The 21,607-nt window shown below is 62.6% G+C and carries 20 protein-coding genes; 10 read left to right on the forward strand and 10 right to left on the reverse strand.

The window, feature by feature from the left end:
- Window positions 1-71: 71 nt before the first annotated feature.
- Window positions 72-1,139, forward strand: a complete 1,068-nt coding sequence (locus DWQ09_02565; protein KAA3629162.1) for a uroporphyrinogen decarboxylase — start codon at window positions 72-74, stop codon at window positions 1,137-1,139.
- Window positions 1,140-1,202: 63 nt separating this feature from the next.
- Here the strand turns inward: DWQ09_02565 and DWQ09_02570 are convergent, their stop codons facing one another.
- Both DWQ09_02570 and cysK read right to left on the reverse strand, forming a co-directional pair.
- Window positions 1,203-1,652, reverse strand: a complete 450-nt coding sequence (locus DWQ09_02570; GenBank protein KAA3629163.1) for a hypothetical protein — start codon at window positions 1,650-1,652, stop codon at window positions 1,203-1,205.
- A gap of 311 nt (window positions 1,653-1,963) precedes the next feature.
- On the reverse strand, window positions 1,964-2,923 hold the full coding sequence (gene cysK, locus DWQ09_02575) for a cysteine synthase A (GenBank protein KAA3629164.1): 960 nt from the start codon (window positions 2,921-2,923) through the stop codon (window positions 1,964-1,966).
- 117 nt (window positions 2,924-3,040) lie between these two features.
- Between cysK and DWQ09_02580 the strand changes: the two genes are divergently transcribed.
- A complete protein-coding gene (locus DWQ09_02580) occupies window positions 3,041-3,550 on the forward strand; it encodes a gamma-glutamylcyclotransferase (protein KAA3629165.1) in 510 nt (169 codons plus the stop codon).
- Window positions 3,551-3,603: 53 nt separating this feature from the next.
- Here DWQ09_02580 and DWQ09_02585 read toward each other — a convergent pair whose 3' ends face one another.
- Both DWQ09_02585 and DWQ09_02590 read right to left on the reverse strand, forming a co-directional pair.
- Window positions 3,604-4,539: a malate dehydrogenase gene (locus tag DWQ09_02585; GenBank protein ID KAA3629166.1), complete on the reverse strand. Its 936-nt coding sequence runs from the start codon at window positions 4,537-4,539 to the stop codon at window positions 3,604-3,606.
- A 162-nt stretch (window positions 4,540-4,701) separates the two neighbouring features.
- On the reverse strand, window positions 4,702-5,388 hold the full coding sequence (locus DWQ09_02590; protein KAA3629167.1) for a haloacid dehalogenase type II: 687 nt from the start codon (window positions 5,386-5,388) through the stop codon (window positions 4,702-4,704).
- Between the two features lie 189 nt (window positions 5,389-5,577).
- Here DWQ09_02590 and DWQ09_02595 point away from each other — a divergent pair, with 189 nt between their 5' ends.
- Entirely contained in the window at window positions 5,578-6,000 is a 423-nt protein-coding gene (locus DWQ09_02595; GenBank protein KAA3629168.1) for an NUDIX domain-containing protein, read from the forward strand.
- A 1-nt stretch (window position 6,001) separates the two neighbouring features.
- On the opposite strand, the gene DWQ09_02600 is transcribed toward DWQ09_02595, so the two are convergent.
- The 3 genes from DWQ09_02600 to DWQ09_02610 all read right to left on the reverse strand — a co-directional run bounded on the left by DWQ09_02600 (window position 6,002) and on the right by DWQ09_02610 (window position 7,568).
- Entirely contained in the window at window positions 6,002-6,451 is a 450-nt protein-coding gene (locus DWQ09_02600) for a DUF2914 domain-containing protein (protein KAA3629169.1), read from the reverse strand.
- A 79-nt stretch (window positions 6,452-6,530) separates the two neighbouring features.
- Entirely contained in the window at window positions 6,531-6,956 is a 426-nt protein-coding gene (locus DWQ09_02605; protein KAA3629170.1) for a hypothetical protein, read from the reverse strand.
- A 9-nt stretch (window positions 6,957-6,965) separates the two neighbouring features.
- Window positions 6,966-7,568 carry an arylesterase gene (locus DWQ09_02610; GenBank protein ID KAA3629171.1) on the reverse strand — a complete coding sequence of 201 codons (603 nt, stop codon included), beginning with the start codon at window positions 7,566-7,568 and terminating at the stop codon, window positions 6,966-6,968.
- Between DWQ09_02610 and DWQ09_02615 the strand changes: the two genes are divergently transcribed.
- Together DWQ09_02615 and DWQ09_02620 are read left to right on the forward strand one after the other, a co-directional pair.
- The gene (locus DWQ09_02615) at window positions 7,567-8,268 is read left to right on the forward strand and encodes an ATP-binding cassette domain-containing protein (GenBank protein ID KAA3629172.1); all 702 of its coding nucleotides are present in this window, start codon (window positions 7,567-7,569) and stop codon (window positions 8,266-8,268) included. The genes DWQ09_02610 and DWQ09_02615 overlap by 2 nt on opposite strands.
- Complete coding sequence (locus tag DWQ09_02620) at window positions 8,256-10,772, forward strand: ABC transporter permease (GenBank protein ID KAA3629173.1); 2,517 nt, start codon at window positions 8,256-8,258, stop codon at window positions 10,770-10,772. The genes DWQ09_02615 and DWQ09_02620 overlap by 13 nt, the downstream gene beginning before the upstream one ends.
- A 5-nt stretch (window positions 10,773-10,777) precedes the next feature.
- Here the strand turns inward: DWQ09_02620 and DWQ09_02625 are convergent, their stop codons facing one another.
- A complete protein-coding gene (locus DWQ09_02625; protein KAA3629174.1) occupies window positions 10,778-11,560 on the reverse strand; it encodes a 20S proteasome subunit A/B in 783 nt (260 codons plus the stop codon).
- Between the two features lie 123 nt (window positions 11,561-11,683).
- On the opposite strand from DWQ09_02625, the gene DWQ09_02630 reads away from it, so the two are divergent.
- The 4 genes from DWQ09_02630 to DWQ09_02645 all read left to right on the forward strand — a co-directional run bounded on the left by DWQ09_02630 (window position 11,684) and on the right by DWQ09_02645 (window position 18,023).
- Window positions 11,684-15,001 carry an IMP dehydrogenase gene (locus tag DWQ09_02630; GenBank protein ID KAA3629175.1) on the forward strand — a complete coding sequence of 1,106 codons (3,318 nt, stop codon included), beginning with the start codon at window positions 11,684-11,686 and terminating at the stop codon, window positions 14,999-15,001.
- Between the two features lie 13 nt (window positions 15,002-15,014).
- The gene (locus DWQ09_02635; GenBank protein KAA3629176.1) at window positions 15,015-16,469 is read left to right on the forward strand and encodes a circularly permuted type 2 ATP-grasp protein; all 1,455 of its coding nucleotides are present in this window, start codon (window positions 15,015-15,017) and stop codon (window positions 16,467-16,469) included.
- Between the two features lies 1 nt (window position 16,470).
- Complete coding sequence (locus DWQ09_02640; protein KAA3629177.1) at window positions 16,471-17,433, forward strand: alpha-E domain-containing protein; 963 nt, start codon at window positions 16,471-16,473, stop codon at window positions 17,431-17,433.
- 185 nt (window positions 17,434-17,618) lie between these two features.
- A complete protein-coding gene (locus tag DWQ09_02645) occupies window positions 17,619-18,023 on the forward strand; it encodes a large-conductance mechanosensitive channel protein MscL (GenBank protein ID KAA3629178.1) in 405 nt (134 codons plus the stop codon).
- 6 nt (window positions 18,024-18,029) lie between these two features.
- Here DWQ09_02645 and DWQ09_02650 read toward each other — a convergent pair whose 3' ends face one another.
- Together DWQ09_02650 and DWQ09_02655 are read right to left on the reverse strand one after the other, a co-directional pair.
- Entirely contained in the window at window positions 18,030-19,499 is a 1,470-nt protein-coding gene (locus DWQ09_02650) for a DUF853 family protein (protein KAA3629179.1), read from the reverse strand.
- Window positions 19,500-19,508: 9 nt separating this feature from the next.
- On the reverse strand, window positions 19,509-20,462 hold the full coding sequence (locus DWQ09_02655; GenBank protein ID KAA3629180.1) for a 2-hydroxyacid dehydrogenase: 954 nt from the start codon (window positions 20,460-20,462) through the stop codon (window positions 19,509-19,511).
- A 112-nt stretch (window positions 20,463-20,574) separates the two neighbouring features.
- Between DWQ09_02655 and DWQ09_02660 the strand changes: the two genes are divergently transcribed.
- Entirely contained in the window at window positions 20,575-21,603 is a 1,029-nt protein-coding gene (locus DWQ09_02660; protein KAA3629181.1) for a ferrochelatase, read from the forward strand.
- Window positions 21,604-21,607: the final 4 nt, after the last annotated feature.

Genomic DNA, 21,607 nt, shown 5'->3' on the forward strand with positions numbered 1-21,607 from the left:
GCACGCCTCGACTAATCATTCCGTGGGCGGTATTCTCCGTTCTCCTGGCTTAAACCTCCGGATTGGTTTTCATGAGTACACTCCATAACGACCGCCTGCTGCGCGCGCTTATGCGCGAGCCGGTGGATAGAACGCCGGTGTGGATCATGCGGCAGGCGGGGCGCTATCTCCCCGAGTACCGTGAAACCCGCGCGCGGGCGGGAGATTTTCTGACGCTCTGCAAGACACCGGAACTCGCGTGCGAGGTGACATTACAGCCTCTGGAGCGATTTGATCTGGATGCCGCGATACTTTTCTCCGACATACTCACCATCCCGGATGCAATGGGGCTTGGACTCTACTTTGCCGAAGGCGAGGGGCCACGCTTTGAGCGACCGATACGCGAGTCTCGCGACGTTGAATCATTGGGCATTCCCGATCCTGAACAGGAGCTCGGGTACGTAACGGCTGCCGTAAGGGTAATTCGTCAGGCGTTAGGCGGGCGTGTTCCGCTGATCGGGTTCGCCGGCAGTCCCTGGACGCTGGCCACCTACATGGTGGAGGGAGGTGCCAGTAAGGAGTATGCGCTCGTCAAAGGGATGCTCTTCGAACGGCCACACCTGCTGCATCAATTGCTCGACAAATTGGCGCAGTCGGTCACCGGTTATCTCAATGCACAAATTGCCGCCGGGGCGCAGGCTGTGATGGTGTTCGATACCTGGGGCGGGGTGTTGGGACAGCGAAATTACAATGAATTCTCGTTGCGGTATATGGAGCAGATCGTCTCCGGCCTGGCGCGCGAAGCCGACGGACGCCGGGTGCCGGTCATTCTCTTTACCAAGGGCGGTGGCCAGTGGCTGGAGACGATGGCGGACAGCGGTTGCGATGGCCTGGGACTCGATTGGACGGTCAATATCGACGAGGCGCGGAACCGTGTCGGCGGTCGTGTCGCGTTGCAGGGAAATCTCGATCCCTGTGTACTTTATGCGGCGCCGGATCGGATCCGCGAAGAAGTGGCGGATGTCCTGCAACGCTTCGGTCACGGAAGCGGGCATGTCTTCAATCTTGGCCACGGCGTACATCAATACGTCGACCCCGAACGCGTGGCTGTCCTGGTCGACGCCGTGCACGAACTCAGCCCGCCTTACCATGCCCCCTGATCCTGCCGCGGGGAACCGGCCGCTGAGTGGTCGAGCCATCTTTTAGCTGCAGGTAGATCTTGATCATGCCCTCGTCGAGGAGCGGCGTACTGCGGAATACGGGACGTCGGGCAAGTTTGAGCATAGATTCGTTGCCCGGGAGCACCCGGCCATACAGGGTGTCGAAGCTGCGTTCACGGCAATAGCGCATAATGCGTTCCAGAAGCGGTCGTCCCAGTCCGCTGCCCTTGTGAGATCGGAGCGTACGATGACACCGAACTCTGCTTCATTCGTGCCACGGGCGGGGGATATATCGATCACCCCGAGAATATCCGATCGTCCCGCCGCGCCGGTTTGGTGCGCTACAAAAGCCATCTCTCGGTCGTAGTCGATGTGTATCAACCGGGCAAGCAGCGAGCGGGCCATTTTGCTTACACCGTGAAAGCGCAGACGCAGGTCCCCGATATCGATATCGGCGGAGGATTCTGTCGCGACGATGTGCGAGAAACCGATGACGTGGCTGTTGGCGCACACCAAACAACGTATGGGGCGCAGATTAATCAGCGCATCGGCACGCTCGCTTATGGAATGGAATCCCTCCTCGGTACTGGGTGCAGCGGGTTTTGTTGTCGTCCCGCTAGACGCCTGGGGTGCTGGCCCTCACTCTTTTAACGCTAAAGCGAATCCGGGTGAAGCTCAGCCCGGGACAGGTTGGGGCCAGGATCCAGCGACTGGCGTAAAGCAGCTTTTCGAACGGTTTTTCCGTGGTCGACTCTGCGGTGTTAAAGAGGCACGCCGGCAGCGCAAGGAGAGAGCATCGCGGACAGCGGCGAGCTTCTCAGCAGTCAAGACTCGATATCCTGAAAGAGCGTGCCGGACAGATAGCGCTCACCTGAATCCGGCAGGATGGCGACAATGGTTTTGGCGCGATTTTCTGCCAGGCCGGCCAGTCGGGCAGCGACTGCCACGGCGGCACCGCAGGAGATTCCCGCGAGGATGCCCTCTTCCCGGGCCAGACGGCGCGCGAAAGCGATAGCCTCCTCGTTGGTTACCCGCTCCACCTGATCCACATAGGCCAGATCCAGCGTTTTGGGGATGAACCCGGCGCCGATTCCCTGGATTGTGTGAGGACCAGGCTTCAATTCGGCGCCGGCAAGGTGCTGAGTGATAACGGCGCTCTCCTCGGGCTCAACGGCTACTGAATGCAGCGGCTTGCCGCGCACCTTCTCGAAGTAGCGCGAGATGCCGGTGAGGGTGCCCCCGGTACCAACGCCCGAGATGAGGATATCGACATCCCCATCACTGTCCTGCCAGATCTCGGGACCGGTCGTCTGTTCGTGAACTGCGGGATTGGCGGGGTTGTTGAACTGATGGAGCAAAACGAATTTGTCAGGCTGTTCGGCGGTCAGCCGTTCCGCCTCGTCAATGGCTCCAGCCATGCCCTTCGCCCCCGGCGTGAGGAGCAGATTTGCGCCAAAGGTCCTAAGCACTTTGCGCCGTTCGATGCTCATGGTATCCGGCATGGTCAGGGTCAACGGAATGCCGCTTGCCGCAGCGACAAAGGCGAGTGCGATACCGGTATTACCGCTGGTGGGCTCGATCAACGTCTTGCCAGGACTCAGCGCCCCGCGCTTTTCAGCATCCCAGATCATCGCCGCGCCGATACGGCACTTGACGCTGTAGGCAGGGTTACGACCCTCGATCTTGGCCAGTACGCGCGCGCCACCCGCGGGGATGACGCGATTCAATTGCACCAGGGGCGTGTTACCGATAGAGAGTGAATTGTCGGTGAAGATCGGACTCATCGAGGGGAACTCCTGCCGAGTGACACTGGGCCCTTGCGCCAAAGGGGGTGATTATGGAGCGTGAAGCCGCCAAGAACCAGCGCTAAGCTTGAAACAGGATTGCGTTGTGGGAAGGCTATGAAATCTGAACATCTGTTGCGCTATTTCGCCTACGGCTCGAATTTGTGGTGGCCGCGCCTGCGCGGCCGTATTCCCTCGGCCGAGCGGGTCTCGGCGGCATGTCTATATGGCTTTGAGCTGCAGTTTCGCAAGATTGGAGGCGATGGCTCGGCGAAGGCGGATCTGCATTTTACCGGGTGGCGATCCCACGTGGTGCACGGCGTGATCTATGCCATTGCCGCTGAGGAGCTCCCGGTGTTGGACCGCATTGAAGGGGGTTATCATCGCGCCTCGGTCTGTCTCGATCACGCGGGCGGAACGCTGTGGGCCTTTACCTACCTTGCCTCGGAGCCGGCGCCGCAACCCTTTGCTCCCTTCGATTGGTACCGCGAACTGATCCTGGCGGGCGGGCATGACCACCACTTGCCCAAGTCCTATCTGCAAAAGCTGGCGGCGGTCGAAACTGTGCCGGATTCTGACCGCGACCGGCATGGGATCAATTGGCCACAGCGTCTCGCTGCGGAGTAGGGCAGGAAAAAGCCGGACGCAGGGCCCGGCTTTTTTGAGGTATGGAGTTTGACTCAACCGTTCTGAGCGAACTCGACGCCCTTTTTGATATTCCCCTGCAGGGTCGGGATCATCTCGTCGAACAGTTTCTGCTCGTAAGCACTCAGTTCACCGGCAGACAGGATCTCGGCGACGCCGCCCTTGCCGAGGCGCACCGGCAGGGCCAGGAATTCAGTCGGCTGGTTATCCACCTGCACGAAGGTGCAGATCACCGACTCCTTGCCATTGAGGGCTGCGACCAGCTTGTTGGTGAAACGGGCTGCAGCCTCGGCCATGGACAGCGTGGCTGAGCCGCCGCCGGCCTTGGCCTCGACGACCTCGGTGCCGGCCTCCTGGATGCGGGGTGTCAAAGCCTCGATCTCGGCCTGGGTGAAATCGAAACCCGTCTGCGAGAGCAGGGGCAGGATAGTATTGCCGCTGTGCCCGCCGATTACCCGCACGTCCAGCTCGGCGGGATTTTTACCCTTCAGCTCACCGACGAAGGTGTTGGAGCGAATGACGTCCAGAGTGGTGACGCCAAACAGCTTGTTGCGATCGTAGACGCCGGCCTTCTTCAGTGTCTCGGCAACGATCGGTACCGTGGAGTTGACCGGGTTGGTAATGATTGCCCAGCAGGCCTTGGGGCAGGCCTTGGCGCCGGTGGCGGCGAGCTTCTTGACGATACCCGCGTTGACATTGAACAGATCATCGCGCGTCATGCCCGGCTTGCGCGGCACGCCTGCGGGGATGACCACCACGTCGGCACCAGCGAGTGCAGCCTCCAGCTCGTCCTCTTTGTAGCCCTGCACCTTCACAGGGGTTGGGATGTGGCTGAGATCCACAGCGACGCCGGGAACGACGGGATTGACATCGTAGAGCGCCAGCTCGGTGCCGGCCGGCAGGGAATTTTTCAGCAGCAATGCCAAAGGCTGACCGATACCGCCAGCCGCGCCAAGAACGGATACCTTCATGGGTAGATCCTCTGCAGCAGTGATAGAAATCGAGATGTCGGCCGGATCGGCGGCCGAATGCGGGCACCGATTCTAAGGGATTCGACCCTAACAATCCATGTTTTATGAGGGGTATAAGTTTTCCTTCTGGCCTCGATTCCACATCGGAATCGGTCCTCGAACTTATGCCCCCAACAAATCGGGCAGACCGGTCAGATCGGAGAGCTCGACCACGGGGCCGCCGGGGAGGCGCTCGGGGGGTTGGCCGTTACGGTTGATCCAGACCACGGTGAAGCCGAAGGTGGCGGCCCCGCACACATCCCAGGCATTGGACGAAAGGAAGCAGACCGCCCCGGGTGCAACACCGAGGTTGTCGGAGGCGAGACGGTAGACGGCGGGATCGGGCTTGTAGGTGCCGATGGCTTCCACCGAGAGAATGGCGTCGAGCAGTCCGCCAATGCCGGCGTTATCGACTGCCGCGGTGAGCATCTCGGGAGCACCGTTGGAGAGTATGGCGGTCTTCATGCCGGCATCGCGCAAGCGCTCGAGCATGCGTGGCACCTCGGGAAAAGCATCGAGCACGCGATAGATATCCATCAATCGCTCGCGCAATGCCGGATCGTTGCGGCCGATCGCGGCGAGCGCGTAGTCCAGGGCATCGCCGGTGACCCGCCAGAAGTCCGCATGGCGCTGCATCAGGCTGCGCAGCCAGGTGTACTGAAGCTGCTTGTCACGCCATAACGTCGACAGCTTATCGGCATCGTCTCCCAGCGCATCACGACAGCGGGCGGCGGCGGCGTGTACGTCGAACAGGGTGCCATACGCATCGAACACACAGGCTTCAATACCAGCAAGACGGGATACGGCCATCAAACCTCCTCTGTATACATGCACTCAACGATATCGCCTTGCGATAAGTATAGGCAAACCCGACTCGGTTACGGGGGATTACCCAGTGCAGGGTGGGTCGAGACACCACGATTTTCCCTCGTGGCCGTGACCCCGGCGAGAGTCGCGTTAGAATATCGACCTCAAAGAGTCGAGGAACGTGGAGTTCTCATGCCTCCCAGAACCTTATCGTCCGGTGTCATCGTCGTTCGCCATCAGGCGGGGCAGCTTCGCTTTCTGCTGTTGCGTGCCTACCAGCACTGGGATTTTCCCAAGGGTTTGGTGGAGGCGGGGGAGTCGCCGATCGAGGCCGCCTGCCGTGAAGTCGCCGAGGAGACGACGCTGACGGAGCTGGTCTTCCGCTGGGGGGAGGAGTATGTCGAAACCGGTCCCTATTGGCGCAACAAGGTGGCGCGCTACTACCTGGCCGAGGCGCCCGCCGGCGAGGTCAGCCTGCCCGTCAATCCCGACCTGGGGCGTCCGGAGCACGAGGAGTTTCGGTGGGTGACGCGCAAGGAGGCGGACGAACTCATCCGTCCGCGGGTTGCACGGGTCTTGTATTGGGCGCTACAGCACCTTGAGTGCGACCGGTAGGCTATTGCGCAGCGCTATAGGCAAAGCGGTTGCCGCCCAATACCTCGCCGGCGCTGTTCACCACCGAAACCTTCCAGTCCCCGCTCCAGCCGGGCACCAGGTTCTTGCTCGACCAGACGCGCCAGCGCGGTCCACCGACATCGAATGTCACCTCGGCGATCACCGCGTCGTTGTAGCTCCACCGATGGGTGATGCTCTGTCCGGCCATGCCCAGCAGCTCGGTATAGTAGTAAACGCGATCGATCGCGGTCGTCAGCTCGGTGATGCTGTCAACGGGCTCACGTTCGACGACACCGGTGGTGAAGGCGGAGCGGGCGATACGCCCGCCTTGCGCCTGGCTTTCCATGGCCTGTAGTTCGGCCGATAGTGTTGGGGCTGCGCTGACAGCCTGTTCGGCATTGACGGGAAGCGCAGTCAGCGCCCCAAGGATGAGAAGGAATCCACTGCGCATGATCGGGTCCTTGTTATGAAGGTGAAATCGAAATAGATCATTTAACGGTCACGGCCCAGTGCTGTCCGTGACCTTCTTCTCAGTGCCGCCGTCCCTCCCGGCACTCGACGAGCTGTGCAAGTATCAGTCCGTAGAAGGGCGTTCCCGTCCCCTCGTAGCGCCACCCCAAATGAACTCCACAGCCCGCACAAAGCGCAATACGCCAGGCGTAACCGGCGAACCAGGAGTGCTCGCCGATCGCGGGGCCGTACAATCGGCTATCCACCGCGTCCCCAAAACAGCCGATCTCGAAGAGATGTCCCTGGGGGTTGATGAATCGATGCCGATGATGTCCAGCGCGGCGGGTGCGCGCCTCAAGTTCTGTGACGCGATGCGAGCAGGCACGACAGCAGAGGTAGGCACCTTCTTTTTCACTGGAATCCTGCCGGGGGTCAAAGAGCGCATCCGTACCGGCTCTGCCCAGGCGGTCGAGCAAGCGCCAGGTGGGATGATCAGCGGTGCTCACGTCGCAGGATCATAACAGCGGTTGGAGGTGGGGCCACACGTTGTCCAGAAGGCGGGGTTGCGCGCTAAGCGTCGGGTGTATGCCATCGGATTGCATCATCCCCGGCTGCGCGGCCACCCCTTCCAGCAGAAACGGCACCAATGCGGTATTGTGCTGCTGCGCCAACTCGGGGAACAGGGAGCGGAACCCTTCGGTGTATCGCTTGCCATAATTGGGTGGCAGCTGTATGCCGATCAGCAACACCTTGGCCGCAGCGTGTTGCGCGGTTTCGATCAGCGCCGTGAGATTGGCACGGATCTCGTCGAGTGGCAGCGCGCGCAGGCCGTCGTTGCCGCCCAGTTCCACAATCACCACCTGGGGTTTGTGGCGCGCGAGGGTCCCCGCGATGCGCTCGCGGCCACCCAACGTGGTATCGCCACTGATGCTGGCGTTGACGACGGCATGGGGATACCCGCGCTCTCGCAGCCGTTGCTGCAGCAGTGCGGCCCAGCCGCGGCTATCATCGATACCGAAACCGGCGCTCAAACTGTCGCCCAAAATCAGTATTGCCGGCTGGGCCAGCAATGGATTCGCAACCACGACCAGCAGAAGAAAAAGGAACGATCGCCTCATGTTAAAGATTTCCTCGACGCCCATTCTGCAAGCGGAAAAGCTGGGCCAGCAAGTGCACGCGCCCGGCGGTGATCTGGTGATTCTTCACGATATCGACCTCATGATACATGCGGGGGAGGCAGTGGCCATCGTCGGCCCCTCCGGTTCCGGCAAGTCGACATTGCTCGGTTTGCTCGCCGGCTTGGACATCCCGACCAGCGGACGGGTTTCATTGGCAGGGGTGGATCTGGGCACCCTCGACGAGGATGGCCGTGCTGCGTTGCGTGCCGAGAGGGTCGGTTTTGTCTTTCAGTCCTTCCAGCTGCTGGCCGGACTTACGGCGTTGGAGAACGTCATGCTGCCCCTCGAACTTGCCGGACGCCCGGCCGCCACAACGACGGCACGAACCATCCTCGATCGGGTCGGACTGGGTGCACGGACCGATCACTACCCCCAGCAGCTCTCGGGCGGTGAGCAGCAGCGCGTGGCCATTGCCCGCGCCTTTGTCACCGAGCCGCAACTGCTGTTCGCCGACGAGCCCACCGGCAATCTGGATCGAGCCACCGGCGAGACGGTGATCGAGCTGCTCTTTTCGTTGAACCGCGAACATGGCACCACCCTGGTGTTGGTGACCCATGACACGGCCCTGACCCATTTCTGCGACCGCACCCTTGAACTGATCGATGGGCGTTTCGCATCGGAGGCCGCATGCGCCAACTGATTTCAGCGCCCTTCGGCAAGGTTGGCCGTCTGGGCCTGCAGGCGTTGCGCCGCGAGTGGCGCGCCGGCGAGGTGCGGGTTCTCGCCCTTGCCCTGGTGGTGGCGGTGGGTGCGGTCAGTTCGGTGGGCTTCTTTACCGATCGGGTCGAAAAGGCCCTGGCACAACGTGCCGTCGCGCTGCTGGCAGCCGACCGGGTGGTGCTCAGCAGAGCACCGATCGATACCGCTTGGATCGACGAGGCGCGGCGGCGTGGCCTGCGCACCGAGCAGGTCATGGAGTTTCGCAGCGTGGTGATGGGTGCCGCTCGACCGCAGCTTGCCGAGATCAAGGCCGTCGGCCCGGACTATCCGCTGCGCGGCACGCTGCGCGCCAGCGACGCCCCCTACACCGCCGATGTGCCGACGCAGAGTCCCCCTGAGCGCGGCACGCTGTGGAGTGAGGCGCGCATGCTGGGGCTGCTCGATGTGGCCATGGGGGATACCGTCGGGGTGGGCGAATCGGCATTGCGCGTGAGCCGCATCCTGGCCTATGAACCCGACCGGGCCACCGGCTTTTTCGGCATCGCACCGCGGGTGATGATGCGCATCGAGGATGTGGCGGCAACGGAGCTGATCCAGCCCGGCAGCCGGGCGCGTTATCGGCTGCTGCTCGCCGGATCGGAACCGGAGTTGGAAGGTTACCGCCGTTGGCTGGAGCCGCGTCTCGCCGACGGTCAGCGGTTCGAGGCGGTCAGTGAAGCGCGCCCGCAGCTGCAGACCGCCCTCGATCGGGCCGGCAAGTTTCTCGGTCTGGCGGCACTCGTCAGCGTTCTGCTCTGCGGGGTGGCGGTGGCCGCCGCGGCACGCCGCCACGCCGAGCGTCAGTCCGACACCGCCGCCGTGTTGCGCTGTCTGGGAGCGGCGCAACGCACGGTACTCGGCATCTATGCCGTGAAACTGGCGGGACTGGGGGTGCTGGCCAGCGCCGTCGGCTGTTTGCTCGGTTACCTTGGCCAGGCCGGCATCGCCGGCATCCTCGGGGATCTGCTGGGAGGTGATCTGCCCGCCCCTTCGTGGCGTCCGGTGGGCTTCGGTATGGCTGTCGGACTGGTGACGCTGGCGGGCTTTGGATTGCCGCCGATAGTCCGCTTGCGCCAAGTCCCCCCCCTGCGGGTATTGCGGCGTGATCTGGGGGCGCCACCGCTTTCGGCCCTGGGGCTCTACGGACTCGGTGCCCTGGCCCTCGCCGGATTGATGCTGTGGATCTCGCGCGATCCACCGCTCACGATCTGGCTGCTGGCCGGTACCGCGGGGACCTTGCTGCTGCTGGGCGGCGGTGCATGGTTGCTGGTGCGGTTGCTGGCCCCGCTGCGCAAGCGCGTGGGGGTGGCGCTGCGGTTTGGTCTGGCGGGGATCGCGCGGCGTCCCGCCGACAGCGTGGTGCAGGTGATGGCCTTCGGTGTCGGCATCATGGCACTACTCCTGCTCTCGGTGGTGCGCAACGATCTCCTGGATGTGTGGCAGCAACGGGTACCGCCTGAGGCGCCCAATCATTTCCTGATCAACATTCCCCCTAGCCAGGTGGGTGCGGTAACCGAGTGGTTTGGCGAGCAGGGCATCGTCGGCGTATCCCTCCATGCCATGAGCCACGCCCGGCTGGACAGCATCAACGGCGCTGACGCTGGTGCGTGGCAGGGGCTCAATGAGCACGGCCGGCACTGGCTGCAACAGGGGTTCAATCTTTCGTGGGCCGAGCAGCCGCAGCAGGACAACCGCATCATCAGCGGTCGCTGGTGGCGGGGGGATGAGCTGACGCAATCGTTGCTCTCGGTCGAGCAGCGCATGGCGGAAAACCTTGGCATCGGTCTGGGTGATCGCCTCGTTTTCCGCGTCGCCGATCAGCCGGTGGAACTGACCGTCGCCAACATCCGCTCGGTGGAGTGGGACAACTTTCGCGTCAACTTCTTCCTGGTGACCACCCCGAGCGCGCTGGCCGATCTACCGGCCACCTACGTTACCAGCGTCTATCTGCCGCCGGATCGCAAAGGCGTGCTGACCGATCTGGTGCGCAACTTTCCGAGCATCACGGTGTTCGACGTCGAAGCGATCCTCAATCAGGTGCGCAGCGTGATCGGGCAGGTGGTCAAGGCGGTGGAGTTTGTTTTCCTCTTCACTCTCGTTGCCGGCGTGGTGGTGCTCTATGCGGCGCTGCAATCGAGTCTGGAAGAGCGCCTGCAGGAGGGCGCCGTGTTGCGTGCGCTCGGTGCCAAGCGCGGCCAGTTACGGCTCGGTCTGTTGGGCGAGTATGTGACCCTGGGATTGCTGGCCGGTTTGCTGGCGGCCTTTGCCGCAGCGCTGGTGGGATTGGTGCTGGCCGATCAAGTGCTCGATCTTGCTTATCGACCCGAGGTGCTGTTGGCGGTATGGGGCGCCTTGCTGGGGGGTGTCGGCGTGGGCCTGGCCGGCCTCTGGGGGAGCGGATCGGTACTCCGCCAATCCCCGATGGCCGTGCTGCGCCAGCTCTAGGCGAATCAGCTCGATAGCGTACCGATCTGCGCGGTGGGTAGTGGGGCCGGTGCCTCATCTTCCCACGGCAGGGTGGGCAGTTGGTTGAAGGCGAGGCAGATCCCCTCGTTCCAACTGTCGCGCAACGCAATGAGGTAAGGGTCCTCAGCCTCGAATTTTTGGTACTCACCGATCTGCAGCGCATCCCTACGGTAGGTTGCCACTTCAAAGGGGGGGCCGACGGTGATGTTGGATCGCCACGTCGCGTCGAGCGACACCAGCGCCAACCGCGCACCCTCCTCCAGCGACAATTCGGGTTTGACGATGCGATCCAGCGCCGGTTTTCCGTATTTGCTCTCGCCGATCTGCAGAAAGGGTGTTTCGAGCGAGGAGTGGATGTAGTTGCCCTGCGGGTAGATCAGCATCATCCCGTGGGGCTGACCCAGAATCTGGCCGCCGAGAATCAACGTCGTTTCACCGCTGACGCCGCTCTGCTGGAGAGCATTTCCGTGCTCACGCTGCACTTCGAGGCTGACACGACCAACGTAGTCGGCTGCTTCAAAGAGGTAACGGGCGTCGAGCAGATTGCCGTTGGGCCCGGGATGATCCAGATCACGCTGAATGTGGTTCATCACCTCCTGGGTCGTCGCCAGGTTGCCGGCGGAGAGGATGACGAACAGACGATCAGGCGCCGGATTAAAGACGTACATCTTGCTGTAGGTGGTGACATAATCCACGCCCGCGTTGGTGCGCGAATCGCTGGCGAAGACCAGGCCGTCATCGACACAGATGCCAAGGCAATAAGTCATGGTTACGCGTACCTCGAGTTATGAAACACAATTGCAACGCCGCTCATTCTAATCAGGTGTCTGCCTGCTGTCATATTGAATCTCATGGCACGCCGCCGCGAGCTTGACTACCATTGAACCTATATGGCCATCACAATTTCCCTGACCCATCGCACCGAATACCGTTTCGACCGACTGGTTTCATTAGCGCCCCACATCATCAGGCTGCGCCCGGCACCTCACACCCGCACGCCGGTGCATCGTTATGCGCTGAAGATCGAACCGGCGGATCATTTCATCAACTGGCAGCAGGATCCGTTCGGTAATTATCTGGCACGGGTGGTTTTTCCGAAGAAGACTCACAAGCTGGCCATCGAGGTGGATCTGGTGGCGGATCTGGTGACGATCAATCCCCTCGATTTTTTCCTTGAACCCTACGCCGAGCACACCCCTTTCAAGTACGAACCGCAACTGCGCAAGGAGCTGGCGCCCTATTTCGAGGTGCAGGAGAGCGGTCCCAAGCTGACGCAGTGGCTATCCGGTATCAAGCGCGACAAGCGCCACACCGTCGACTTTCTGGTGGAACTCAACCAGCACCTGCAGGGCGACATCGCCTACGCGATTCGCATGGAGCCGGGGGTGCAGAGCTGTGAGGAGACACTGACCAAGGCGCTGGGCTCGTGCCGCGACAGCGGTTGGCTGCTGGTGCAGATCCTGCGCCATCTGGGATTGGCGGCGCGTTTCGTATCCGGCTATCTGGTGCAGCTCACCGCGGATGTGAAATCGCTGGATGGTCCCTCGGGGCCCGAGCAGGACTTCACCGATCTGCACGCCTGGGCAGAGGTCTTTGTTCCCGGTGCGGGGTGGATCGGCCTCGATCCCACCTCGGGGCTGTTCGCGGGTGAAGGCCACATTCCACTCGCCTGCACGCCCGATCCGGTGAGCGCGGCGCCGGTTACCGGCGCCGTCGACCAATGCGAGACCGAGTTTGTGTTCACCAACAAGGTGACGCGCATTCGTGAAACCCCGCGTGTCACCTATCCCTTCGATGACGAGCAGTGGCAGAAGATCGATCGCCTGGGCGATGCCGTCGATAAGGAGATGCTCGAGCGCGATGTGCGGCTCACCATGGGCGGCGAGCCCACATTCGTTTCCATCGACGACAGCGAAGGTGCGGAGTGGAACACCGCGGCACTCGGCGAACACAAACGCGCGCGCGCCGAAGTACTGCTGCGCCGCCTGTTCGAACGCATGGCGCCGGGTGGACTGCTGCACTACGGCCAGGGCAAGTGGTATCCGGGCGAACCATTGCCGCGCTGGACGCTCTCCTGCGTGTGGCGCAAGGACGGGCATCGACTGTGGAACGATCCCCAATGGCTTGCCGATCCCACTCGCGACTACCAGCAAGGGGCGGACGAGGCCGAGGTCTTTGGCCGTGCGCTGGCGCAACGGCTTGGCGTACCACCAGGCAATTTGCAGCCCGGTTACGAGGATGGGCTCTATTACCTGTGGAAGGAGGGCACGCTGCCCGCCAATGTGGATGTGCGCGACAGCAAGTTACGCGATCCCCTGGAGCGCACCCGGCTGCGCCGGTTGTTCGCGCGGGGGCTGGACCAGATTGTCGGGTATACGTTACCGCTGGGTTGGGACAATACGACACAGCGCTGGCGCTCTTCGGAGTGGAAATTTCGCCGCGAGCACTGTTTCCTGTTGCCAGGCGACTCGCCGATGGGGTTGCGCCTGCCACTCGATAGCCTGCTCTGGGAACCGGCAAAAAAGCGCCAGCAACCGACACCACGTGATCCGTTCGAACCGCGCGAGATACTGCCTGCCTCGTTCAATGAGCTGCACACGCGCTATATGACCTTGGTACAGGAGGAGGCGGCGCGTGCCGATTTTCACGAGCAATCGCCGGCCGATCTCGAAGAGGAATCCACGGATACCCTGGTTCGCACCGCGCTCTGCATCGAACCGCGCGACGGGCGGCTCTATATCTTTCTGCCGCCCATCACCCATCTGGAACACTTTCTTGACCTGACCGCCGCCATCGAAGCGGTAGCCGCCGAACAGAAGATGCCGGTGGTGCTCGAAGGCTATGCACCGCCTCACGATCAGCGCTTGCAACGCCTTCAGGTCACGCCCGATCCGGGGGTCATCGAGGTCAACGTGCCGCCCGTCGCCTCGTGGCGCGCACTGGTCGATCAAACTGATCTCATCTACGAGGAGGCGCGCCAATCGCGTCTTGGCACTGAAAAATTCATGCTTGACGGGCGCCACACCGGAACCGGGGGCGGCAATCATGTCACCATTGGGGGCGCCACGCCCGCCGACAGTCCGATTCTGCGCCGCCCCCATGTGCTGAGCAGCCTGATCGCTTACTGGCAGCACCACCCGAGCCTCTCTTACCTCTTCTCGGGGATGTTCATCGGCCCCACCTCGCAGGCGCCGCGCGTCGATGAGGCCCGTGACCAGAGTCTCTACGAGTTGGAGATCGCCTTCCAGCAGTTGCCGCGCGGCGATGTGGCATCCCCCTGGGTGGTGGATCGGGTGCTGCGCAACCTGCTGACCGACATGACCGGCAACACCCACCGCGCGGAGTTCTGCATCGATAAACTCTACTCGCCCGATTCGCCGACCGGACGGCTCGGTATCGTGGAGTTTCGCGCCTTCGAGATGCCCCCCCATTGGCGTATGAGCTGCGTTCAGATGCTGCTGCTGCGCGCGCTGATCGCACGCTTCTGGGATCAGCCCTATGACACCAAGCCGGTACGCTGGGGCACCGAGCTCCACGACCGTTTTCTGCTGCCCCATTTCACCGAAGGCGACTTTGCCGATGTCATCGACGATCTGCGCCGCTGGGGCTATCCCTTTGAGACCCATTGGTTCGACGCCTTTTCCGAGTTCCGTTTCCCGCGCTACGGCACCGTCCAGGTCGGGGATGTGGAGCTTGAGCTGCGCTTTGCGATCGAACCCTGGCATGTACTGGGTGAGGAGGTGACCGCGCAGGGCACGGCACGGTTTGTGGATTCGTCGGTGGAGCGCCTGCAGGTCAAGGCCGTGGGGATGACGGAGGGCCGTCATCTGATCACCTGCAACGGGCGCCGTGTGCCGTTGCGAGCCACTGAGCGCAAGGCCGAATTTGTGGCGGGCGTGCGTTACAAAGCCTGGAATCCCGCCTCCGCGCTGCATCCGCGCATCGGCGTGCACGTGCCGCTGGTGTTCGACGTGCTCGATACCTGGAGCGGGCGCTCCCTGGGTGGCTGCGCCTATCACGTGGCCCATCCCGGGGGACGCAATTACGAGACTTTTCCGGTCAATGCCAATGAGGCCGAGTCGCGGCGCCTGGCACGTTTCTTTGCCAGCAGCCACACGCCGGGAATGATGACGGTGCCTGCCGAGGAGCCGGCGGGCGATCATCCCTACACGTTGGATCTGCGCTACCAGACTGATCCGACTTCCTGACCCGAGGGCAACTATGACCACCGAATGGAAGAACTACCCGGTCGGCGAGCTCTACGACGAGCTGATCACTCCCAAGTGTCAGCCGCGCGCCGCGGCGCGCCAGCTGGTGCGCCACCTGGCGCGCATGGACGAGAAGGCCCTGATGGCACGGCAGGCGGCCGCCGAGCTGGCCATCAAGACCATGGGTGTCACCTTCACCGTTTACACCCAGGCGGAGGGAACCATCGATCGTGCCTGGCCCTTCGATATCATCCCGCGCATCATCGCACTCAAGGAGTGGAAGCGGATCGAGGCCGGGCTCAAACAACGGATGCAGGCCCTCAATCTCTTCATCGATGATCTCTACCACGAGCAGCGCATCATCAAAGAGGGCGTCTTTCCCGCCGAGGTGCTGGCCGACTCGGTCAATTTCCGTCCGCAGTGTATCGGCGTATCCCCGCCGCTGGGGATCTGGGCGCACATCTGCGGCTCCGACCTGGTGCGCGATAAGAGCGGCACGGTCTATGTGCTGGAAGACAACCTGCGCGTTCCCTCCGGCGTTTCGTACATGCTGGAAAACCGCCTGGTCACCAAGCGGGTGTTTCCCGAGCTGTTCGGCAAGTACGCGCCACTGCCGGTGGATGACTATCCCTCGCAGCTCTTCGACACCCTGGCGGCGCTTTCGCCGCGTCCGGCGGACTATCCCGAGGTGGTGGTGCTCACACCGGGAATCTACAACTCCGCCTATTTCGAGCACAGCTATCTGGCCCAGCAGATGGGCTGCGAGCTGGTCGAGGGCCGCGACCTGGTGGTGGGGGACGATGATTGCGTCTACATGCGCACGGTCAGCGGTCTGGCGCGGGTGGATGTGATCTATCGGCGGGTCGACGATCTGTTTCTCGATCCCGAAGTCTTCAAGCCCGAATCCACATTGGGCGTGCCCGGACTGATGTGCGCCTGGAAGGCCGGTAACGTCGCGCTGGCCAATGCACCCGGCGCCGGTGTGGCCGACGACAAGGTGGTCTATGCCTACGTTCCGCGCATCATCAAGTACTACCTGGGCGAAGAGCCCATCATTCCCAACGTACCGACGCATCTCTGTGTGGACAAGAAAGAGCGCGACTACGTGCTCGCCAACCTCGACAAGCTGGTGGTCAAACCGGCCAACGAATCGGGCGGTTACGGCATGTTGATGGGGCCCATGTCGACCAAGGCCGAACGCGACGAATTCGCCAAACTGATTCAGAAGAATCCGCGCAACTACATCGCCCAACCCACGCTGTCGCTCTCCACCGTACCCACCGTGGTGAACGGCGTCGTCGAGCCGCGACATGTGGATCTGCGCCCCTTCATTCTCAGTGCCGACAAGATCCAGGTGACCATGGGTGGCCTGACTCGTGTGGCACTGCGCAAGGGCTCGCTGGTGGTCAATTCATCCCAGGGCGGCGGTAGCAAAGACACCTGGATCGTCGATACGGAGGGCAACTGAGATGCTGTCGCGTGTTGCGGAGAATATCTACTGGATGGCGCGCTTTATCGAGCGTGCGGAGAACACCGCACGTCTGATCAGCGTCAATGCCAATCTGCTGCTCGACCTGCCGCGCGGTGTGGCGCCGGGCTGGCAGCCGTTGATCGATATGTCGGGCGGCACCGAAGAGTTCATTGCGCGCTACGGTGAATTCAACGAAAAGAACGTGCTGCGTTTCCTGATCGCCGATCTGGAAAACACCAGCTCCATCATCAGTTCCCTGCACATGGCGCGCGAGGATTGCCGCACCATTCGCGATACCATGCCGCGCGAGGCCTGGGAGCAGCTCAATGAGCTCTATCTCTACGCCAAGGAGAAGGTCGGCAAAGGAGTGGGCAAACGCAGCCGCCACGCCTATCTCAAGCAGATCATTCTCGGTTCGCAGACCATAACCGGCCTGTTGGCCGGCGCCATGAATCACGATGAGGGCTATCGCTTCCTGCGCGTGGGCCGCAACCTGGAGCGCGCCGACATGACCACGCGCATCATCGATGTTCGCTCGGCAACGCTGGTGCCCGATCCGCCGCTTGAGTTGCGCCCGTTTGACAACATTCAGTGGGTCAGCGTCCTGCGCTCGCTCTCCGGTTATCAGATGTACCGGCGCAGCATGCAGGTTCAGGTACGCCGTCCGGAAGTGCTGCGTTTTCTGTTTCAAAGCGCGGTGTTTCCGCGCTCGATCTTTCATACCATGGAGGCCATAGAGCGTAGCCTCGAGGGTCTGGCGGCAACCGAGAATCCGCTGCGCATCGTAGGCCGCATCAAACGCATTTTGCAGGACACCGATGTCGGCGCTTTGCAGCAGGATGCATTGCACGGCTATATCGATGACTTGCAACTGGGATTCATCGAGCTGCACCAGGAGCTGGACAAGACCTATTTCAACACGGCGGTGAATCTGCCGCAGAAGCGTGTCGATGCCGCCTGAATCGAATTTGGGACATGCTTCTCACAGGCATTGCCTTGCGAGCGACGCTATGGTGTGAAGAGGCATTGACGGCGCGCGGAACCGACAGTGGGTTGGTATGGCGACAGGGGTGGCGGAAAGTGGTTTTCCGGGCTATTCGTTAATACGATTCAACCCGATTAACGTAATCCCCGGAGATAAAAAGCATGAGTTGGCTACAGGAGTTCAAGTCCTTCGCAGTACGCGGCAACGTGGTGGATATGGCGGTGGGAATCATCATCGGCGCCGCCTTCGGCAAGATCGTCTCATCTCTGGTCGCCGACGTGGTGACCCCGCCACTCGGTCTGTTGATCGGGGGCGTGGACTTTTCGGACCTGGTGATCACGCTCAAGGCCGCCGCTGATGGCGCGCCGGCGATCACCATGGCGTACGGTAAGTTCATCCAGACCGCTTTCGATTTTGTTATCGTCGCCTTCGCCGTTTTTCTGCTGGTCAAGGGCATCAATACGCTCAAACGCAAAGAGGCAGAGCAGCCCTCGGAGCCGCCCAAGCCGTCGAATGAAGAGGTGTTGCTGGCCGAGATTCGCGACCTGCTGAAGGAGCGCGGCTAGCCGGGATCAGCGCCGCCCGCCGAAGATCGAGCCCAGCACGCCGCGAATGATCTGGCGTCCCAGCTGGCTGCCGATGGCGCGGGCGGCGCTTTTGATCATTGCCTCCCCGACCCCCTGGCGCTGCCGTCCGGCGCTGGCGCGCGCGGGAGCTTTAGTGTTCGCAACCGTCGCGGCAAGTGCAGCCTGTTGCGCGGCGCGCTGCTTCAGCAGTTCGTAGGCCGATTCGCGATCCAGGGTCTGGTCGTAGCGTCCACGCAAGGGCGAGCGGCCCAGCTGCTCCCCATGCTCCTGCTCGGTCAGCGGACCGATGCGTGAATGCGGTGGTGCGATCAACACCCGCTCCACCGGGGTTGGCGCGCCCTTGTCGTCGAGCGCCGAGACCAGCGCCTCGCCTACCCCCAGCTCGGTGATGACCCGCTCGGTATCGATGGCCGGGTTGGGACGGAAGGTGCGGGCGACGGTGGTCACCGTTTTGTGATCCTTCGGTGTAAAAGCGCGCAGCGCATGCTGGACCCGCAGGCCCAATTGGCCAAGGATTGACTCAGGGATATCCAGCGGGCTCTGGGTAACGAAGTAGACGCCCACCCCCTTGGAGCGGATCAGGCGCACCACCTGTTCGATCTTGTCCACCAGCGCCTCGGGGGCATCGTCGAACAGCAGATGCGCCTCGTCGAAAAAGAGCACCAGCTTTGGCCGGTCCGCATCCCCTACCTCGGGCAGGTTCTCGAACAGCTCCGCCAGCAGCCAGAGCAGGAAGGTGGCGTAGAGGCGTGGCGACTCGCGGGTCAGGCGTGCCGCGTCGAGGATGCTCACCACCCCATTACCCGAGAAATCGACGTTCATCAGATCGCTGAGCTGCAGTGCCGGCTCGCCGAAGAAATGCTCCGCGCCCTGTTCATCCAGCACCAGCAGCCGGCGCTGAATCGCACCGATGCTGGCCGCGGAGAGGTTGCCGTAATCATTGCGCAGGTCTTTGGCGTTCTCCCCCATCCAGCTCAGCAGGGCGCGTAGATCTTTGAGATCGAGCAGCAGCAACCCCTGGTCGTCGGCGATCTTGAACGCCGCGTAGAGTACGCCGGTCTGCGTGTCGTTGAGTTCCAGCAGGCTGCCCAGCAGCAGCGGGCCCAGCTCGGAGATGGTCGCGCGTGCCGGATGGCCGCGCGCGCCGAACAGATCCCAGAACAGGACCGGATTGGGCTGGAAGGCGTGGTCGGTGAGCCCGATGGTCGCGATGCGTGCGCTGATCCGGGGGTGGGCGCTGCCGGCCCTGGCCAGGCCCGAGAGATCGCCCTTCACGTCTGCCAGAAAGACCGGTACACCGAGACGCAGGAAACCTTCGGTGAGGGTTTGCAGGGTGACGGTCTTGCCGGTGCCGGTGGCACCGGCGATCAGGCCGTGGCGATTGGCCATGCGGGCCGGTACGGTGAGCGGTTGGCCGTTGGCGCCACCGATCAGCAGGCTGGGTGAGGGTGTCATGAAAACTCCTTAGGCGACGCGGTTGCGCAGGTTGCCGTCGAGAAACGAGCGCACGTTGAGGGTCAGCAGATCGGTGAGCCGCTGGCGAGCCTCACGCGCCGCCCACGCGTTGTGGGGGGTGACGATGAGGTTGGGGGTGTCGGGATCGAGCAGCGGATTGCCTTCACGTGGGGGTTCGACGGTGAGGGTGTCCACCCCCGCGCCACCAATGATGCCTTTGCGCAGCGCTTGCGCCAGTGCCGCTTCATCGACGATGCCGCCGCGCGCGGCGTTGATCAGCAGCGCGGAGCGCTTCATCATGCCCAGTTCGCGTTCCCCGATCAGATTATGGGTCTCCGGACTCAGTGGACAGTGCAGGGTGAGCACGTCCACCTGCGGCAGCAGTTCAGGGAGGGGCAGGCGACCGGTCTGTGGCTTGCCGCCGGGCCGCTGGGCAAGCAGCACGGTCATGCCAAAGGCCTCCGCCAGCCGCGCCACCGCCTGGCCGAGTTCACCGTAGCCGACGATGCCGAGTGTCTGCCCCGCCAGTTCGCGGATCGGGCGATCCATCAAACAGAACTGATCGGCCTCCTGCCAGCGCCCGGCGCGCACATCGTGTTGATAATCGAGAAAACGTGTGGCAAGGGCCAGAATCAGCAGCATCACATGCTGTGCGACGGCAGGGGTGCCGTAGGCGGTGATGTTGCAGACCGGAATGCCCAGCTCGCGGCAGGTGTCGAGATCGACGTTGTTGGTGCCGGTGGCGGCGACACAGACCAGTTTCAGGTTGGCGGCACCCCGCAGCAGCGTCCGGTCCAGCACCACCTTGTTGACCACGACGACCTGCGCCGGCGCGATGCGCTCGGCCACTGTGTCGGGCGCTGTGGAGGGGTAGAGACGCCACTCGGGGAGCGTCGCCTCCAACTGCGAGAGATCGAGATCGCCGAGATCGAGGGAGTCACGGTCGAGAAAAACGCCGAGCATAGGTCAGTCCTGGTCGGTTGCTGGAGGGTGGAGTTTTTATGTCGGTCAAGAATAGCGTGCTGCGCGTTCGTCTGCCGCCCCGATATACTTGCCGTAAATCCACGCCAAAGATATGCCCATGCCCATTGAGCCTCCGACCGTCGGTGTTCTACTGACCAACCTAGGGTCCCCCGATGCACCGACCGCGACCGCGCTGCGCCGCTATCTGGCCGAGTTCCTCAGCGATCAGCGCGTTGTGGAGCTGCCACGATGGCTGTGGTGGCCGATTCTGCACGGTGTCATTCTGCAGCTGCGACCGCAGCGATCCGCAGCGCTGTACCGTGCGGTCTGGAGCGAAGAGGGCGCGCCGCTGCTGGCCATCACCCGCCGCCAGGCCGAGAAGCTGCAGGCGGCGCTGCGTGGCCGTTATGGCGTCGATGTACCGGTGGTGATGGCCATGCGCTACGGTAATCCTTCCCTGGCCGCAGGGCTCAAGGCCTTGAAGGCGCGCGGTGTGGACAAGGTGCTGGTGCTGCCGCTCTACCCGCAGTATTCGGCCAGCGCCACGGCCAGTACCTTCGATGGTGTTGCAGCGGCGCTGCGCCACGAGCGCAGCCTGCCGGCGCTGCGCTTCATCGAGCGCTACTACGACGAAGCCGATTACATTCATGCCCTTGCAGAGAGCATTCGCCGCCATCAGAAACAGCACGGTGTGCCCGACAAGCTCCTGTTCTCCTTTCACGGAATACCGCAGCGTTACGCCGATGCCGGCGATCCCTATCCCGCGCAGTGCACCGCGACCGTGGAAAAGGTGGTGAAGCGATTGGGGCTCAAAGAAGATCAATGGATGCTCACCTATCAGTCGCGCTTCGGGCGTGAACCCTGGCTCCAGCCCTATACCGACAAGACCCTGGAGCGGTTCGGCAGGGAGCGTATGGCGCACGTCCAGGTTGTCTGCCCCGGCTTCGCCGCCGATTGCCTCGAGACCCTCGAGGAGATCGATCAGCAGAATCGCGAGATCTTTATCAGCGCAGGCGGCGGCGCTTTCGGCTATATACCGGCGCTCAACGACGGTGACTCGCACATTGAGGCGCTGGCAAATCTTGTAGAGCGTAATCTGGCGGGCTGGATAGCGAGTGATCGCGACGAAGATGAGGTTTAGGCAA

This window comes from Pseudomonadota bacterium (assembly GCA_008501635.1).
In the GTDB taxonomy this organism is placed as follows: domain Bacteria; phylum Pseudomonadota; class Gammaproteobacteria; order QQUJ01; family QQUJ01; genus QQUJ01.